The organism is Bacillus sp. Cr_A10, assembly GCF_029222665.1.
Taxonomy (GTDB): Bacteria; Bacillota; Bacilli; order Bacillales_A; family Planococcaceae; genus Psychrobacillus.
The window spans coordinates 66,682-83,270 of the sequence record NZ_JARHXR010000013.1 but is presented as its reverse complement, the minus strand read 5'-3'; the positions used below and the strand labels follow the sequence as shown (position 1 = coordinate 83,270).

Below are 16,589 nucleotides of genomic sequence, written 5' to 3'. Positions count from 1 at the left end.
TCAAAGAGACTGGTTAACCAGTCTCTTTGAAGTGTGTATTATTTTACTGTCACTTCATTTAGAATCAGGTAATTTGAAGCGTCTAACCAAAAGTTTTCAACATCATTATTATAGACAGCTAAATGTTCGTAGTTTCTAATAGGGATATATACAGCATCGTCCATTTCAATTTGCATAGCTTGTTTGTAAATTTCTTCTCGTTTATTAGGATCTACTTCTACTCGACCTTGTTCAATTAGTTTGTCTACCTCTGGATTTTGGTAATAGAAATGGTTACCTGGAGAACCTATAGATGCCGAATGGAATAGATTGTACTGGTTGTAGTCTCCGTCACCTGTTGCATTACCCCAACCCCCTATAAACATTTGATGTTTTCCACTGTCGATCTGCTCGATATATGAACCATATTCCATCACTTGTATTTCTACTTCTACTCCAATGCCTTTTAGCTGAGATTGAATAACTTCTGCCATATTAATTCGTTCTTTTCTGTCACTAGTTAAAAGAGTAGCTTTAATTCCTTTTTCGTGGCCAGCTTCTTTTAAAAGTGATTTTGCTTTGTTTACATCATAAGGGTACGCTTCAATATCTTTGCTATAACCAAAAACTTTTGGACTCATTGCAACGTTTGCAAGTGTTCCGATGTTATTATAAACGCCATCGATAATTGCTTGTCTTTCAACTGCATAGCTAACTGCTTGTCGAACTTTAACATCGTCAAACGGAGCTTGTGTTGTATTAAATCCTACATACTCTACAGCTAAACCATCTGTTCTAAAAAGATTTAGACTATCGGAATTTTCAATTCGATCAATTTCAGTAACAGGAACTTGATCAGAAATATGTGCTTCGCCACTTTCAACCATCGCTAGTCGTGTTGCATCCTCTGGAACTACTTTGAATTCTACACTATCAACTTTAACTTTTTCACCCCAGTAGTCATTGTTCTTATTTAGGGTAATTTGTTGTCCGGATTTCCAAGAACCGAACACGAATGGACCTGTACCAACGGGTGTTGTTGCTAATTGATCAGGTGTTTCAGTAATAGATTTTGGACTTAAGATACTTCCTTCATTGCTTGCCAAAATGGAAAGCAAAGGAGCATAAGGCTCGGATAATTTAAGCGTTACATGTGTTTCGTCTTTTACAATTACTTCTGAAATCATCCCTAATTTATCTTTTTGTGGAGACCCGGTCGCAGGGTCAAGTAATCTTTCTAGAGTTACTTTTACAGCTTCTGCATTAAATGGTGTTCCATCATGGAATTTTACACCCTCTCTTAATGTGAAGTCCCAAGTTAAATCATCCACTTGATTCCATTCAGTAGCAAGTAGTGGGACAATTTTTCTGTCTTTATCAAAAGCAACAAGCGTTTCATACACTTTTCCGTGAACAACGTTCGCAGAAGGTATATCTGTAATAAAGTGTGGATCGAGTCCAGTTGCATCCGATAAGCGAACGACAACAAGGTTTCCTCCTGATTTATCTCCACTTTCAGATTCTTTACTTTCTGAATTTTCTTTTTCTCCTGAAGATCCTGTTGAGCATCCTTGTAAAAGGAGTACTAAAACAGATAAAAATGCAATAATGTGTAACCATTTAAATTTCTTCATTTGTTTCCCCCCTAATGTTTTTTTGTGCTGCTAGTTTTCAATTATAAATAAAAGAATTAATAATATTTTTAAAATATTTACTATTTTTTAAAATATTTTGACTATTGTTTTCAACTCTATTTACTTTCTTTCTTTTCTTATATATCGTGATGTTACCTTATTACGAAAAGGATGCAGAACAAGGGGGTTTTAAAAATGACGATTAATAGTACAGAAGTAGATGTTGGAGCGTTAATCATTGCAAGAAAGAAAGTTCGGAAAGAAAAATGGAAGTCATTTTTTTGGACGATAGGTCAAAATAAGGCGGCAATGGTAGGAGGAGTAATCATTTTCCTATATATATCCCTCACTTTTTTAGCTCCAATTCTTGCACCTTATGATCCATATGAAATTAATCTACAAGACAAGTTGCAATCACCGTCTCTGTCTCATTGGATGGGAACCGATGATAAGGGAAGGGACATATTAAGTCGTATCTTATATGGCTCTAGGTTATCGTTAGGTGTTGGTTTTTCATCTGTGTTTTTTGGAGCATTTTTTGGGATAATTCTTGGTCTGATTGCTGGTTACTACGGTAAATGGTTAGACACTATTATAAGCCGTTGCTTAGACGTAATGCTTGCCTTTCCAGGGATTTTATTGGCACTTGCAATTATTAGTGCACTTGGACCAAGTCTTATAAATGTAACAATTGCTGTAGGGGTTTTTTCCATTCCTTTATTTGCAAGAATTGTTCGTGGATCAACGATGGAAGTAAAGAAACTAGAATATATAGATGCGATTCGTACGTTAGGAGCAAACGATTTAATCATCATTTTCCGGCACATTTTGCCTAATATTTTGTCTCCAATTATTGTTCAAGGTTCTTTAAGGCTTGCTACTGCTATTTTGTCAGCAGCAGGGTTATCCTTTTTAGGTTTAGGTGCTCAGCCACCATCACCAGAATGGGGGGCAATGCTGTCTAGTGGTAGGGATTTTATTTTTAGTGCACCTTATATGGCCGTCTTTCCGGGGCTTATGATATCTGTTTTAGTATTAGGCTTTAACTTATTTGGAGACGGATTGCGCGATGCTTTAGATCCTAGAATGAAAAAATAAAAGGGGGATTCATAATGTTTTTATTTATAATGAAACGCTTGGTGCAGATTGTTCCTGTCATATTAGGTGTCACCTTAGTTGTGTTTTTAATTATGCAAATGGTTCCCGGAGATCCGGCCGTTATTATGGCAGGAGAGGGAGCTTCGAAAGAAACTATTAATGAATTAAGAGAAGACTTAGGTTTAAACAAACCACTTCACGAACAATATCTTTCGTATGTAGGTAATGTATTTCAAGGAGATTTAGGAAATTCGCTCAAAAATAATCAACCTGTGTTAGATGAAATTATGATTAGACTACCTATTACAATGGAGCTTGCTTTTTTTAGTATTACTATAACAATAGTACTCGGACTAATTGCTGGAATTATTTCAGCAGTGAGACCATACTCATTTTCTGATATTACAGTAATGGTTATAGCGTTGCTTGGAATATCACTGCCAAGCTTTTGGTTAGGTCTATTACTGATGTACGTGTTCTCGGTTAAGTTGCAGTGGCTGCCAGTAGCTGGGTGGGATAGTTTAGCACATATAATTTTACCGGCTATTACGCTTGGGGCAGGAGGAGCAGCTATTGTAGCGCGTATGACGCGTTCCAGTATGCTCGAGGTTGTTGGGCAAGACTATATACGTACCGCAAAAGCAAAAGGACTTAAAGGTCAAGTGATTATTTATAAACATGCTTTACGAAACGCATTGATTCCTGTTATTACAGTCGTTGGGTTACAGTTTGGTAGTTTACTAGGGGGAACTGTCTTAGTAGAATCAGTATTTGCCATAAATGGTTTAGGTCGAATGATAGTAGATGCAATACGTACACGTGATATTCCAATGGTACAAGGTGGAGTACTTGTAGCTTCTTTAGTTTTTGTATTCGTAAATCTATTAGTAGACGTTATGTATAGAGTGTTCAATAAACGAATCGATTTAAACTAGGGGGGAAAACAATGGAAAGAGAAATTGTATTAGAAGTAAAGAATTTAAAAACACATTTTATTTCTAATAAAGGCATTTCAAAAGCCGTGGATGGCATAGATTTTACTTTGAGAAAGGGTGAAACACTGGGGATTGTTGGAGAATCAGGTTGCGGAAAATCCATGACTTCTTTATCGATCCTTCGGTTAATCCCTTCGCCGCCTGGGAAAATAGTGGATGGTCAAGTTTTATTGAAGGGACAGGACTTAGTAAAAATGTCCGATGAGGAAATACGGAAAATTAGAGGGAATCGTATTTCGATGATTTTTCAAGAACCTATGACTAGCTTAAACCCTGTTATCCCCGTAGGGGAGCAAATTGCTGAAGCATTAAGGTTGCATCAGGGATTAACTAAAAAACAAGCGTGGGATAAATCAGTTGAAATGATTGGTCTCGTTGGTATTCCTTCTCCTGAAAAAAGAGCAAAGCAGGAACCATTTCAGCTTAGTGGTGGTATGAGACAAAGAATAATGATTGCTATGGCATTAGCCTGTACTCCAGAAGTTCTGATTGCCGATGAGCCAACTACTGCGTTAGATGTTACTATTCAAGCGCAAATTTTAGAAATTATGAAAGATTTACAAAAGAAAATTGGAATGGGCATTATCTTTATCACACATGATTTGGGTGTAGTAGCTGAAATGTGTGATCAAGTTGGGGTCATGTATGCAGGACAAATTGTAGAACACCAAGTTGCGAAAGATTTATTTAAAAATCCTTTACATCCTTATACACAAGGGCTGATTGGCTCTCTACCTAAACTATATGAAGATCAAGAAGAGCTACAAATTATTGAAGGTGCTGTTCCGAGTCCTTATGACTATCCAGTCGGTTGTAGATTTGCAGAAAGATGTCCATTTGCACAAGATATATGTGTTCAAAAGCAACCGAATTTAACCCAAGTGGATGAATTAAGTAAAGTTAGGTGTTGGAAGTATTCAGAAGAATGGCAAGAGAGTTTTACAAAAGAGGTGGTTGCGCCATGAATAATACCCTAAAAGAAAAAGTGCCATTATTAAAGATTTCTGATTTAAAGCAGCATTTTGTGTTGAAAAGAGAAGTTATGTTCCAGCCTAAACAGGTAGTAAAGGCTGTTGATGGTATAAACTTTAGTCTATTTCCTGGAGAAACATTAAGTATCGTAGGAGAGTCGGGGTGCGGCAAATCGACAACTGGACGTTCTATTCTACGTCTTGATGAACCTACTGAAGGGGATGTAGTGTTTAAAGGCAAATCTCTTCTTAGAATGAGTAAAAAAGAGCTTCGAGATATAAGAGGTAACATACAAGTAATATTCCAAGACCCCTATGCTTCTTTAAATCCTAGAAGAACAATACGTCAAATGTTAGAGGAAGCAATGGCGATTCAAAAGGTACTCCCTCCTAATAAGCGAGAGGTGAGAATGTTAGAGTTGATGAAACATGTTGGGCTACGCCCCGAATACTTAGAAAGATATCCACATGAATTTTCTGGAGGTCAAAGACAGCGTATTGGTATAGCTAGAGCACTAGCTGTAAATCCAGAGATAATTATTTGTGACGAAGCTGTTTCAGCTTTAGATGTATCGATTCAAGCGCAAATATTAAACTTATTAAAGAAATTACAAAAAGAGTTCGATCTTACATTTTTATTTATTTCTCATGATTTAAGTGTGGTGCGACATATTTCGAATCGAGTAATGGTTATGTATTTAGGGAAAGTAGTAGAAATTGCAGATAAATCTTCTTTATTTAATAAGCCTATGCATCCATATACGAAGGCCCTTTTATCAGCTATACCTGTAATCGACGAAACAAAAAGGAGAGAAAGAATCATTTTAAAGGGAGATGTTCCTTCTCCCATAAATCCTCCTACAGGTTGTAGATTCCATACGCGTTGTCCCTTTGCAACAGAGCGCTGTTTCCAGGAAGAACCTATTTTAAGGGAAATAGAGACAAATCATTCGGTCGCTTGTCATTTTGCTGAGGAATTATTTACAAGATAAAATATTCCTTAAGGTGATTTACTATTCTTAATAATGAGGATACGATAGTGGAATAAGATATTTAAGAAAGGACGTATACAAAATGATGCCTTTAGAGTCTTTTTCCTTATACGTCTTGATATGTGTATTAGCTCCTCTAGTAGGAGCTTTTACTCTTTCGTTTGTAATGATTTTTGAAAGACAGATTGATAATCTTCAGAAAGAAGCATCTAAGCTTGCTCTAGAAAAAGAATTACAACATGCAAATTACGACCAGTTGAATCAACAAATACAGCCACACTTTTTTTTTAACACATTAAATACAATGTTGAGTTTGGCGCGCTTAGATCGAAAAGAAGAATTGATAAAAGGTTTAGAGGTTATGGCTAAATTCTTTAAGTTTAAATATATTACACATGCTTCTTTAATCAAAGTGGAGGATGAAATAGCATATGTAAATAATTACTTGGAAATTCAGAGCTTACGTTTTGGAGAAAGGCTAGAGGTTAGTATACATGTAGAAGAACAATGTGAAAAAGCACTTTTACCGCCATTCATGATTCAAACGATTGTTGAAAATGCCTTTAAACATGGTTTTGAGAAAAATATGGGTCCTGCAAGATTGAAAATAATTGTTTACCATTCGGATGGATTTTTGTTTTTGGAAGTTTGGAATACATATTTAATTGAACCTATAAATGAAAAGAAAGAATATAAACCAGAAGAGAGTGGATATGGAGTACGGAATATTCAAAAAAGATTAGATTTGTTATTTCCGAAACAGGTCCACTATTTACAAATGAACTATATCGGAAATGAAACACTCGTAAAAGTAAAGTTTCCATTAACTAAATAAGAAGGATCACCATTCGATAAAAATATTTAAAAGAAAGGGGGAAAGAAATGAATATCTTACTAGTTGATGATGAAGCTCTGGAATTAGAGCAATTGGAATATATTATGAAGCCGCAATTTCCTAATTGGACATTTTATAAAGCACAAGATGCGTCTATTGCGCTTCAAATAGTTGGAAAAGTTACTATATCTTTGGCTTTTTTAGATATACAGATGCCTGGTAAGAGTGGCTTAGAGCTTGCAAAAGAATTAAAGAAAAACTATGAAATCGATATTATTATGGTCACGGCTTATCAATCTTTTGAGTATGCACAGACATCTTTACGAATAGGTGTAAACGATTATTTAACTAAACCTATTGTAGAGGATGAATTGTTAAGTCTTCTAGAGAAGTATAGAAAATGGAGTTCCCAAAATGACTCCATTCAAGAGGTACTACGTATTATTCGAGAGGAATTTAATGAAAAGTTGAGCTTAAGTATTGTTGCCAATCGCATACACTTGAATGCTACTTATTTAAGTCGTAAATTTTTTGAAGAGGTTGGAATAGGTTTTGCAGATTATTTAAATGCTTATCGATTAGAAATGGCTAAAAAACTATTAGTGGATCACAAAGAGATGAGTATTGCAGTTATTTCAGAAAAAGCAGGATTTAATAGTCAGCATTATTTTAGTGCAATGTTTAAGAAACAGTTTGGAATAACACCATCCGAATATAGGATTAATCCAAAAAAAGCTGTAGGATATGGAATATGAAAACGTATCGTCACTATATAACAGGTTCTTTGATTTTTGGTATTTCATCCGGAATGATTAGTCTATTGGCAAGATGGATTACAGGGAACACGATTCTTTCTTCCCCTGAATCTCTTGTGAAATATGGATTACTCGGAGGAATTGGTTATTCATTAGTTGGGGCTTTCTCGATATTTATGTTTGGAAATCTAGCAGGAAAGATTAGAAATAGATTTCCTCAAATTGAAACACTGGGAGATGTGTTTCAGAAACGTTTACGAAAAGATGGCTATTGGTTAATGACAAGTATAATTCTTTTTCTAGGATTAGATTCTCTGTTTATGCAAGCAATAGGAGCAGCTGTTTTATTTGATTTAATATTTCACATTCCATATACAATATCGTTATTTTTCTTTTTCCTCTATTGTTTTGTTATAGCGGGATTAGGAGGGATGAAATGGATTTCTCGATTAGAAGGTGTTGCCATTTTTTTTATATTTGCTGCTGTCATTTTTATCCCACTGTATTTCTTCATTCAAGAAGGGGCATTTAGAGTGTATGATGGCATACGCTTATATCATCCATATTTATTGTTTGCTAAAAACCAAGAAGCTTTTGTATTTATTTTAACTTTTATGTTAGTAGGCTTTGGACAGGTACTTACCGATCGATCTACTTGGCAAAGACTCTATATGATGGAGCAAAGAAAGGTCCGAATCACTTTTTGGTCCACAGCATTTGTTTGGAGTACGATTCCTATTGCACTATCTGCCATGCTCATGATTGTAATCTTTGAAGGATCTTTTGGAGAAACCTACACGCTCTTATTTCAATTAATAACTAAAATAGACCCGCTTTTTCTTTCGATTTTATTCTTTTTATTTTGTTTTGGTGCTATTTCAACAACGATAAATGCAGAAATACATGCTACGACCATTCATTATATTAAACACATACGGTTACCGATTAAAAAGACTATGTCGGATAAGCAGCTGAAAAAAGAATCGTATATTTTTTCAGGTATACTATTATTTTTTCTCTTAGTGGTAACCCATTTTGTAGAATTTAGTTTGCTGGACTTTTTATTTTTCTATGGACACTTATACGCTGCTTCTATTCCTGTAATGTTAATCATCATTTTTTCAAAGCGTGAGATTTCTAGATTACTACCCTATTCAATTGTCATTGGTTGGCTCTTAAGTGTGACACTTTTTACAGAGTTCACATCCCTGCAAACGATTTGGATTAGCTTTGTTCTTTCTTCCATTTTTTCTTATATATCGATGTTATTTGCAAGGATAGAAATGTCCGTGTAAAGCCAAACTACAAATTATAAAATAGAAGTAGATAAAAGGAGATCAACAAATGCCATATATTTTACAAGTAGATTTTAAACAAAATGGTCCTTACGGAAAAGAAATGTATGAAGCATATGCAGATTTGGCAAAAAGTATAAATGAAGAAAAAGGGTTTAAATGGAAAATATGGACAGAGAACGAAGAGACGAAAGAAGTAGGTGGAATTTATCTTTTTGAATCAAAAGTAGATGCCGAAAACTACTTGACCATGCACTCCAAACGCTTAGAAAGTTATGGGATAACCGAAGTGAATGGAAAAATTTTTAAGGCGAATGAAGCATTAACAACGATTAACGGTGGACCAGTGAAATAAAGTAAAAAAAAATAGGGAAACACTAGCCTTGAATAAGAGCTTGGTGTTTTCCTTTTTTATATCCTATAGGCGAATTGCTGCATCCATTCTTTTCATTACATATCAACAATGAAATTTAACAGAGCTTTATACTAAGAAATATGCACCAAGTCGTTAGTTCCTTAATTGTCTACCAATATTATGATAGACTAAAACGATATGTTAATTAGTAAAAGGAAGTGTTTAGATGGTAGGACGTAATGATCCCTGTCCATGTGGGAGCGGGAAGAAATATAAAAAATGTTGCGAGTCGAAAGAGACTATTACAATAGAAGAAGTTCAGTCAGAAGAGTTGGAACGAATATTACAGACGTTTTACGAGGAATATCCAGAAAGAAAAGATTTACCTAATTACGTAGAGCTTGTAAAAACATGGAGTGAGCCATTAAAAAAATATTTGGACCAAGAAATGATTGAAGCGATTGTACTAGATGAATTCTTTTTCCATCATCAACCAGAAATTTGGAGAGATTATTTAGAAAAGCAGCAAAAGAAAGTAGTGCGACCTTCGACATTAGAAGTGTTAAAGATGTGGGAAGAACCTCGAGTGTACATTGGTGAAGTAGAAGAGGTGGAAGAATATTATTTAACTGTAAGGAACATTTTTACAAAAGAAAACATTAAACTGAAACGAGAAAGTGAAAAACCAGTACCGGTAGGAATGCATACGTATTGCTTTGTATTACCAGATGGAACGGAAGAAAACCATTTTTTAGCTATTTCCAGCTTAATCTTCTTTCCGACAGATCACAAATGCGTATTTGAGAATCTAACGAAACAATACGAGGATCAGCAGGAGGTATCACCATCAGATTTTCTTAAAGAAAACGGCCCAATATTTTGGAGTTTACTTGGAGAAAATGGCTATGAGGGTGGGGAATATACACACTTTGAAGCAGGGGTACTACAAGTCGCTATTAATTTTTTGAAGAACAATGATAGAGAGTATGAAAAATTATTAGAAATAGTGGAAGACTATTTATTTGAACAGCAACCGAATGCTCGTAAAGAAGTAGCTATTGCGGCAGGAGCTATTCGATTCGGACAAGAAAACGGTCTTTTTGAACCGTTAAATTTGACGGTGAAGGAAATCGCTGAGAATTTTCAAGTATCGACTTCATCTTTAAATAAGTACTATCATGAGTTAAACAGTTATTATGAATCTTTGAAAGTATCGAAATAAGTAAAAATGAAGAAGGGGGCTGTTCTGAAAGTCATAAAAAATGACTTTTAAGGGCAGCCTCTTTCCGCAGGCAAGCGAGGAGCCTCCTTCTTCGCACTGAAAAAGTCTATAGAGTTTGACTTTACTAAATAATGTCTTCCGATAAATAAGAAAATCGTTGAAACGGCTCCCTTTCCGCGGGCGTTGCCTTAGCCTCCTCGCTGCGCTGCGGGGTCTTCGGCTAACGCTATTCCCGCAGGAGTGTCACCTTTTTCAACGATTTTCTATCAATACTAATTGAAAAAACTTAAGTGATAAAAACTTGCTCTATTAACGGCAGGATGGTTTTCTAATTAAAAAGCGGATAATAGTTGATTTTCGTTTCAGGCGGCGACTCCAGCCGGAATAGCAAATGTTTTCTGTACCGAAAGCGAAGCGGCAGGTACATGAGCTGAAGACCCTGGACTGAGCTTAGCGAGGGAAGCGGCTGAAGCCATGCCGGCGGAAAGCGTCCGCCTGGAATGGAAATTAACGAGTCCAAAATACAAGTTAAGTATGTGAATAACTTGTCGTTCACATGCTGTTATGAAATCTCATTAAGGACTTTTTCGGTGCCCGCGCTACGCTACGTGTGGGGTCTCGGACTGTCTCACTTTCCCGAAGGAGTCGCGCGTTTCACTCCAATGAATTACTTCACTCAATGGAAACACAAAAGCAGATGGTGAAAAACGAGTTGTTTTTCTCCATCTGCTTTATTTTAGGGACTTATTGGTCAGCTCCCTTTTCTTATTTAATTTTTATCTTTTCCTTTTGGTGGTTTTGTTTCTTTTACTTCTTGCTTCGTAACGGTAATATTTTGTACTGATTCGTTACCGGCTAAGTCCACCACTTTTAGTTCAAAGTTATTATTACCTGGTTCTAATGGAAGTTCTACATCTACAGTATGATTGTAGCCTTTCATTGCGTATGGCTCAGAAAGTGGATTATAGAATACTTCACTTCCATTCAAGTACAGACGAACCTCATCAAAGTTATCACCAACTTGAACTTGTATTGTTGGATTAGGATCTTCTGCTTTAACATTTTTAGGTAATGATTTTTTCACTGCTTGTACAGTTGGTTTTTCTGTGTCTACAATAATTTTACGAGTGATAGCCATTTTATTATCAAATTCATCGATTGCTTCCACATTTACATCGTGTACACCACTATTGAATGTTAAAGTGTGTGAGAAAGCTTTACCGTCGAATGATTTTGCAGCTACACCATTTATTTTAAGTGATTTGATAGCAGAATCATCTTCGACAGTTCCTTCTACCAATATATTAGAAGTATTATATGTTCCTAATGCCTCTGGTGATTGAATAAAGATAACAGGTTCTTTTGTTTCGGTTGCATTTCCTATTGAAGCCTCTTCTGTAGTCACATTACCTGCGATATCCCAAACTTTAACAGACAGCTTATCTCCTGGCTGAGCTTGTTCCACCACATAAGACTCAAGAGTAGCAGCTTCTGTTACTTCCTGATCATTTACATAAACTTCTACACGATCAATTCCAACACCGTCATCACTTGCATTAGCAATTGCTAATGTTTTTGTAGATGGATCAAATGTAACATCAGCAGAAGGGGCTTTAGTGTCAACAATGATTGGATATTCAATCGATTGCCATTGTGCACCTTCAAAATCAATAACTCCTCTAAGTTGGATTTTATATTGTCCATCAGCAGCTGGTTTACCGTTTATTAAACCGTCCCATCCATAGGCTGAATTATAAGTGTATGGAGCTCTAGTTGGTGAATCAATATAATGTTTCGTCAAATATCTTTCCGTACGAATGGTTCGTAACTTTTTACCATTTGCATCTAGAATATTAACTTCAAAGTTTTTTGCGTTACGTAATAAAGAATAAACAGGAATAGCTTTATCTAAAGTTCCATCTCCATTTGGAGAAAATGCGAATTTAGTAGGATCGAAATCATCGCTTAGAGATGAACCATTTATAAAGTTTCCTTGTTCATCAGCTAGAGCTTGGAAACCCCAGTAAGTTAAATCTTCCCATGCAAATTGGTCGAAGATTGGTGCATCATCCCATGAACCATTAAATCCAAAGAAAGGTACTGTTAATGGTACATTTCCAGAAGTCTCTTCATTAGGGTCCACTAGCTTAACAAATCCATCAATGAAGTAACCATTTGTGAAATACTCACGTAACCATTCAGAGCCGGAAGCGTCTACAGCTACATTAATTGTTGACTCCCCGTTAGCTGGAATAGTCACAGTTGCAGGTACAGAAATTGTTGCATCCGTTTCGTCCAATACATATGATCCATAAGCTGCATTGTTTGGAATAGTAACAAAATTAGCCCCAGCATTTACTGGGCGATCCACTTGCAACTGAACATTCACATCATATGTTTTTTGTTCATTACTAAAGTTTTTAGCCTTTAATGCGAAGTTGAATTGTCCACCATTAATTTCTTTTAAAGCTACTTTTGCTTCGCCAGTTGAAGCATTTGTTACCATTACATCCGTTTCTAAAGCATTAGCTAGCTGCATAATCCCAGCACCTTGGCGACGTGGTGATACATATTCACCTGCTTTAAGTTCTACTGGTTTAGCAGTGTTCATCATTAAGTTTTTGGCAAATTGAACACGAGCAGCTCCAGTAAGTCCGAATTCCTCATTAACTCTTTCTAACACTAGTGCAGTTCCGCCTGCTACGTGTGGAGCAGCCATGGATGTACCACTCATTAACCCATATTCGTTGTCATTTAATGTAGAGAAAATATTTCCACCTGGTGCAGTGATTTCAGGTTTGAAATCTAAGTTGGGAGTTGGACCCCATGATGTAAAGGAACTCATTTTACCTTTTTCAGGGTTTGGCGTATCCAAATATTTTCCATCAAACGCAACAGTTACTACTTTTCCTGCATCTAATCCAGCTTTCATAGCAAGACCATCTGCTTGAAGTGTAGACATATATGGAATTTTAATAGCTGGATCAGATGCCATATTAATCGTGCCAGCTGCATTATTGTAAACAATAACACCTGCAGCACCAGCAGCTTGAGCATTTAAACCTTTTTCAACAAAAGAAATGCTTCCACGAGAGACTAAAGCAAATTTACCTTTTAAATCTTTGCCAGCGAAATCTTGAGGTGTACCAAATCCAGCAAATACAACTTCATAGGAATCTTGTGGAAGTTCGCTAGGATCTTGGTCGTTAGCTAATAAAAATAAGGAACGACCAGATTCGGTACCATCCAATGAATATTTGAAGCTCGATGCTGTAATGGAATCGTTCTCAAAGGAAGCAACTCCAAAAGAATCTTCCGAAACAGAAGGGGAGCCAGTTAATCCATAGTCTTGGTTATCTGCATATGGATACCAAGTACCTGATCCGAACATATCAGAGTTACCTGCAGAGATCGCTACTAACAATCCATTTTCTTGTGCTCGTGTCACTGCTTGTTGTTCTGGACTGCTATTATCTACATAGCCAGCTGTAGAACCTAGAGACATATTTAATACGTCCGCTCCTAACTTGATCGCATCATCCATTGCTTTTACATATATATCCCCATATGTAGAAGGGAATAATGGGTCATTTCCAAAAACTTTCAAAGCAAGTAATTGTGCTTCGGGAGCAACTCCTTTAATTCCACCGTTTTCCTCATCACCATTTGCTCCAACAGTACCAGAAACGTGCATACCATGCATGGAAGCATCTGGGCCAAGGTCACGAATCTCAGTATTTCCATCCATATAGTTATAACCAAAAGGAACTTTAGATGTGAAATATTGTCCTGGTTCAATAGAACCTTCTGCTAAAAGTGAACTAACTTCCGAGGAAGTAATGTCCCCTGAGGAATTGTCGGATAAAATCATATCCCTGTGACTTGGATCGATACCAGTATCGATAACTCCAACAACCATACCTTCCCCTTTGAAGGAGTATTTTTCCCATGCTAATTGAGCTTGTACCAATTCTTTTGAATGAACCATTTGTGGCTCGATGCTTGGTCGTTCGTATTCTGTCGTTTCATAGACAGCTTTGACCCCTTCCAATAAACCGATACTTGCAATATCTCTTGCTTCTACTTCAGCAGAGAAACCATTGAACACAGCAGTAAACTCTTCTTTAAATTGTATATTAGTAGAAACCTTTTTTACTTTTTCTTTAACATTCTTTTGATTGTTTTCAATTGCCGATTCTACAGATTTGCGTTGGGATTTTGGTAGGTCCTTGTAAAGCACCCCTTTGTTCGTTGCAGTTTCTATAGCAGGTGCTTGTTCGAGTTCGACAATAATCCTAACCATTTCCTTAGGATTTTCAGGAGCTAAAAGTCGTTGTGGTACTTTAGGCGTTGATTTTTGTACTTGAATAGATGTGAGCTGTTTTTCTAGCTGTTTAGCTGCTACTGGAGCTGGTGCGCCAAATGATGCAGTGCTAAGTGCCAAAGTAGTAGCAAGTGCAATGATTGTCCCTTTTCTCATTTTCCCCAATGTTATTTCCTCCCCCAATGTGGTTCATTAATTAGACAAAGTTCTTAATAAAAACTCGTCCTATTAATATGACAATAGAAATTTACCATATATTCAGAAGATTTAAAATCCTACTTAAGAATGACAAAAAATAGAATTAGAGGGAAAATAGACATATATAAATAATGAATTAGGAGTTAAAATCCAATTTTTCTACATAAAAAGACACTGATATCTTTTTTAGATACCAGTGCTTTAACATTACTGACCTAATATACTATTGAACAAACCCTTTTTTGAATTCGAAGTAGAGTTATTTTTTGTTCCTCTAATAGGAGTGTTTGTAAAACTATTGAATTGCTTTGATAGCTTATTACGAGATTCTTTGTTTCTCATTAAAAACGCTGCACCTAAGCCTAGTGCCGTCAATGCCATCGTATTTTTTTTCATATGAATTACCCCTTTCAAAAAAATGTTTTGTTAATTAAATAGATTCCCCCAATTTAAAATTTGTAAACTACAAATCTTGTTTTTAGAAAATGTTTAGTGTAGGTAAAAAAGGTTATACAATTAATAACAAATTTATATATAAAGGGAGCGAAAAATATGACGAAGAAATCATCTGAAGATCGTGAACGCAAAGAAGGTCGTCGATTGGATAATCCTGATTTAGTCGATACTGAAAAGGAAAGTCTATTCGATATAGATGAAGATATGCAAACAGTTGATCCGATACCTGTGGAAGAATTAAATGAAAAGGTAAAGGATGAAAAAGATCATCGTGCAACAAAGTCTACTTCATCCAGCGAAAAGCGTTATCCAGATTAAACGTTTATCCTTCTATACTTATGGATAACCTAAGTTTAGAAAATCATTTATGTATAAGAGGGAGATTTGGCTATGAAGAAAAGGTATGCATTATATGGGAGTTCGTTATTATCTATTGCACTGTTTCTAGGAGCATGTGGGGATAATGAAGAAATGGAAAATGCTCCATCTTCAGACGATGCCCAGAGCGAATTTGGATTCCAAGCATTTGATTTAGATGTTGATACTGCAGAACATAAGGATGCAATAGATGCCTCGTTTGATATTGATATTTCGGAAACAGAAGCAGAATATGAAAATAAATTAGAGTCAAAAAAATTAGTTGGTGATGAGGCTTACGAGGCGTTAAAACCGATTTTTAAAGATCTTGCCTTAACAAAAGATATGAACAAAGAAGAAACAATTGAGAAAGTATCGAAAGCATTCGGGGTAGAAGACTATACAGAATTTGAATTAGAAATCGAATTTTCGGATGGAGACACACAAGAATTTACGGATAGAAAATAAGAAAAAACCAATTCTTATGATGAATTGGGTTCAGACTGTAGACAAACTCAAAGAAATTTGAAATTGTCTATAGTCTTTTTTTATTTACAATACATAGTAAGAAATCGTCGATTTCCATTTCAGGCGCTACGCTTTCCACGGGCACGGCCTCAGCCTTCTCCCTCACTACGCTCAGTCCGGGTGCTTCGGCTCGTGCTGTTCCCGTAGGAGTCTTCGCGCCTTCCACTCCAATCGACTAGTGTTGGCTAATTTAAAAAGTGTTGAGTTTCTAAATCTTCTAAGACGTTAAGGTGTTGAATATCATGATGACTAAAAACCAAATCAATGAACGTGATCTTAAAAGAGATTATGGAACGTGGTCTCTAATCAGAAGACCATGTATTCATTGATTCAACTCATTTGAAGGCGAGTGCCAATAAACGCAAGTATGGCAAGAAGCTCGTAAGAAAAGAAACACGTGCCTACGTGGAAAAGCTTCAAGAAGAGCTGAATCTAGATCGTGAAGAAAACGGAAAAACCCGTTGCCCCCGGATTTGTCTAGAGTCTGACCAATTCATATGATGAATTGGTTTTTTTAATTGTAAAAAAATCATTGTTGTATGTATCACAATAGTGTATGATGCATAGTATAAGTATATAGTGTACGACACACAGT

14 protein-coding genes and 1 pseudogene are annotated in these 16,589 nt (G+C 36.1%); 12 read left to right on the top strand and 3 right to left on the bottom strand.

All coding sequences use genetic code 11. The annotated features are described in order from the left end of the window. Positions 1–38: 38 nt before the first annotated feature. Positions 39–1,613 (bottom strand): glutathione ABC transporter substrate-binding protein, encoded by a 1,575-nt coding sequence (locus P2Q73_RS14510; protein WP_275788494.1) that lies wholly within the window; start codon positions 1,611–1,613, stop codon positions 39–41. Positions 1,614–1,808: 195 nt separating this feature from the next. Between P2Q73_RS14510 and P2Q73_RS14505 the strand changes: the two genes are divergently transcribed. The 9 genes from P2Q73_RS14505 (at position 1,809) to P2Q73_RS14465 (ending at position 10,131) form a co-directional block, all read left to right on the top strand. After that, positions 1,809–2,711, top strand: a complete 903-nt coding sequence (locus P2Q73_RS14505) for an ABC transporter permease (RefSeq protein ID WP_275788492.1) — start codon at positions 1,809–1,811, stop codon at positions 2,709–2,711. A gap of 14 nt (positions 2,712–2,725) precedes the next feature. Then, positions 2,726–3,646, top strand: coding sequence for a nickel ABC transporter permease (gene nikB, locus P2Q73_RS14500; protein WP_053590745.1), 921 nt, complete (start codon positions 2,726–2,728; stop codon positions 3,644–3,646). Positions 3,647–3,657: 11 nt separating this feature from the next. Beyond that, on the top strand, positions 3,658–4,671 hold the full coding sequence (locus P2Q73_RS14495; RefSeq protein ID WP_275788487.1) for an ABC transporter ATP-binding protein: 1,014 nt from the start codon (positions 3,658–3,660) through the stop codon (positions 4,669–4,671). Further along, a complete protein-coding gene (locus P2Q73_RS14490) occupies positions 4,668–5,669 on the top strand; it encodes an ABC transporter ATP-binding protein (protein ID WP_275788485.1) in 1,002 nt (333 codons plus the stop codon). Before P2Q73_RS14495 ends, P2Q73_RS14490 begins: the two co-directional genes overlap by 4 nt. Before the next feature lie 82 nt (positions 5,670–5,751). Beyond that, positions 5,752–6,504: a sensor histidine kinase gene (locus P2Q73_RS14485; protein WP_275788482.1), complete on the top strand. Its 753-nt coding sequence runs from the start codon at positions 5,752–5,754 to the stop codon at positions 6,502–6,504. Positions 6,505–6,551: 47 nt separating this feature from the next. Then, positions 6,552–7,259 (top strand): response regulator transcription factor, encoded by a 708-nt coding sequence (locus P2Q73_RS14480; protein WP_275788480.1) that lies wholly within the window; start codon positions 6,552–6,554, stop codon positions 7,257–7,259. Then, positions 7,256–8,554 carry an SLC5/6 family protein gene (locus P2Q73_RS14475; RefSeq protein WP_275788478.1) on the top strand — a complete coding sequence of 433 codons (1,299 nt, stop codon included), beginning with the start codon at positions 7,256–7,258 and terminating at the stop codon, positions 8,552–8,554. Before P2Q73_RS14480 ends, P2Q73_RS14475 begins: the two co-directional genes overlap by 4 nt. A 49-nt stretch (positions 8,555–8,603) precedes the next feature. Next, on the top strand, positions 8,604–8,909 hold the full coding sequence (locus P2Q73_RS14470) for a monooxygenase (RefSeq protein WP_275788475.1): 306 nt from the start codon (positions 8,604–8,606) through the stop codon (positions 8,907–8,909). 226 nt (positions 8,910–9,135) lie between these two features. Then, complete coding sequence (locus tag P2Q73_RS14465; RefSeq protein WP_275788472.1) at positions 9,136–10,131, top strand: YecA family protein; 996 nt, start codon at positions 9,136–9,138, stop codon at positions 10,129–10,131. Positions 10,132–10,900: 769 nt separating this feature from the next. Here P2Q73_RS14465 and P2Q73_RS14460 read toward each other — a convergent pair. Beyond that, positions 10,901–14,611 (bottom strand): S8 family serine peptidase, encoded by a 3,711-nt coding sequence (locus tag P2Q73_RS14460; protein WP_275788898.1) that lies wholly within the window; start codon positions 14,609–14,611, stop codon positions 10,901–10,903. A gap of 249 nt (positions 14,612–14,860) precedes the next feature. Next, entirely contained in the window at positions 14,861–15,049 is a 189-nt protein-coding gene (locus P2Q73_RS14455) for a hypothetical protein (RefSeq protein WP_275788469.1), read from the bottom strand. A gap of 156 nt (positions 15,050–15,205) precedes the next feature. On the opposite strand from P2Q73_RS14455, the gene P2Q73_RS14450 reads away from it, so the two are divergent. The 3 genes and pseudogenes from P2Q73_RS14450 to P2Q73_RS14440 all read left to right on the top strand — a co-directional run. Then, the gene (locus tag P2Q73_RS14450; RefSeq protein WP_053590736.1) at positions 15,206–15,427 is read left to right on the top strand and encodes a hypothetical protein; all 222 of its coding nucleotides are present in this window, start codon (positions 15,206–15,208) and stop codon (positions 15,425–15,427) included. Between the two features lie 72 nt (positions 15,428–15,499). After that, positions 15,500–15,934 (top strand): YusW family protein, encoded by a 435-nt coding sequence (locus P2Q73_RS14445; RefSeq protein WP_275788466.1) that lies wholly within the window; start codon positions 15,500–15,502, stop codon positions 15,932–15,934. Between the two features lie 333 nt (positions 15,935–16,267). Beyond that, positions 16,268–16,489: pseudogene (locus P2Q73_RS14440) on the top strand (IS5/IS1182 family transposase); the annotation flags it as partial. Positions 16,490–16,589 lie beyond the last annotated feature (100 nt).

What these genes read in the sequence shown, in the direction of transcription:
- P2Q73_RS14450 (WP_053590736.1), top strand. Translation starts at nt 15,206, where the DNA reads ATGACGAAGAAATCATCTGAAGATCGTGAACGCAAAGAAGGTCGTCGA.
- nikB (WP_053590745.1), top strand. Translation starts at nt 2,726, where the DNA reads ATGTTTTTATTTATAATGAAACGCTTGGTGCAGATTGTTCCTGTCATA.
- P2Q73_RS14475 (WP_275788478.1), top strand. Translation starts at nt 7,256, where the DNA reads ATGAAAACGTATCGTCACTATATAACAGGTTCTTTGATTTTTGGTATT.
- P2Q73_RS14490 (WP_275788485.1), top strand. Translation starts at nt 4,668, where the DNA reads ATGAATAATACCCTAAAAGAAAAAGTGCCATTATTAAAGATTTCTGAT.
- P2Q73_RS14460 (WP_275788898.1), bottom strand. Translation starts at nt 14,611, where the DNA reads ATGAGAAAAGGGACAATCATTGCACTTGCTACTACTTTGGCACTTAGC.
- P2Q73_RS14495 (WP_275788487.1), top strand. Translation starts at nt 3,658, where the DNA reads ATGGAAAGAGAAATTGTATTAGAAGTAAAGAATTTAAAAACACATTTT.
- P2Q73_RS14445 (WP_275788466.1), top strand. Translation starts at nt 15,500, where the DNA reads ATGAAGAAAAGGTATGCATTATATGGGAGTTCGTTATTATCTATTGCA.
- P2Q73_RS14485 (WP_275788482.1), top strand. Translation starts at nt 5,752, where the DNA reads ATGATGCCTTTAGAGTCTTTTTCCTTATACGTCTTGATATGTGTATTA.
- P2Q73_RS14455 (WP_275788469.1), bottom strand. Translation starts at nt 15,049, where the DNA reads ATGAAAAAAAATACGATGGCATTGACGGCACTAGGCTTAGGTGCAGCG.
- P2Q73_RS14505 (WP_275788492.1), top strand. Translation starts at nt 1,809, where the DNA reads ATGACGATTAATAGTACAGAAGTAGATGTTGGAGCGTTAATCATTGCA.
- P2Q73_RS14480 (WP_275788480.1), top strand. Translation starts at nt 6,552, where the DNA reads ATGAATATCTTACTAGTTGATGATGAAGCTCTGGAATTAGAGCAATTG.
- P2Q73_RS14470 (WP_275788475.1), top strand. Translation starts at nt 8,604, where the DNA reads ATGCCATATATTTTACAAGTAGATTTTAAACAAAATGGTCCTTACGGA.
- P2Q73_RS14465 (WP_275788472.1), top strand. Translation starts at nt 9,136, where the DNA reads ATGGTAGGACGTAATGATCCCTGTCCATGTGGGAGCGGGAAGAAATAT.
- P2Q73_RS14510 (WP_275788494.1), bottom strand. Translation starts at nt 1,613, where the DNA reads ATGAAGAAATTTAAATGGTTACACATTATTGCATTTTTATCTGTTTTA.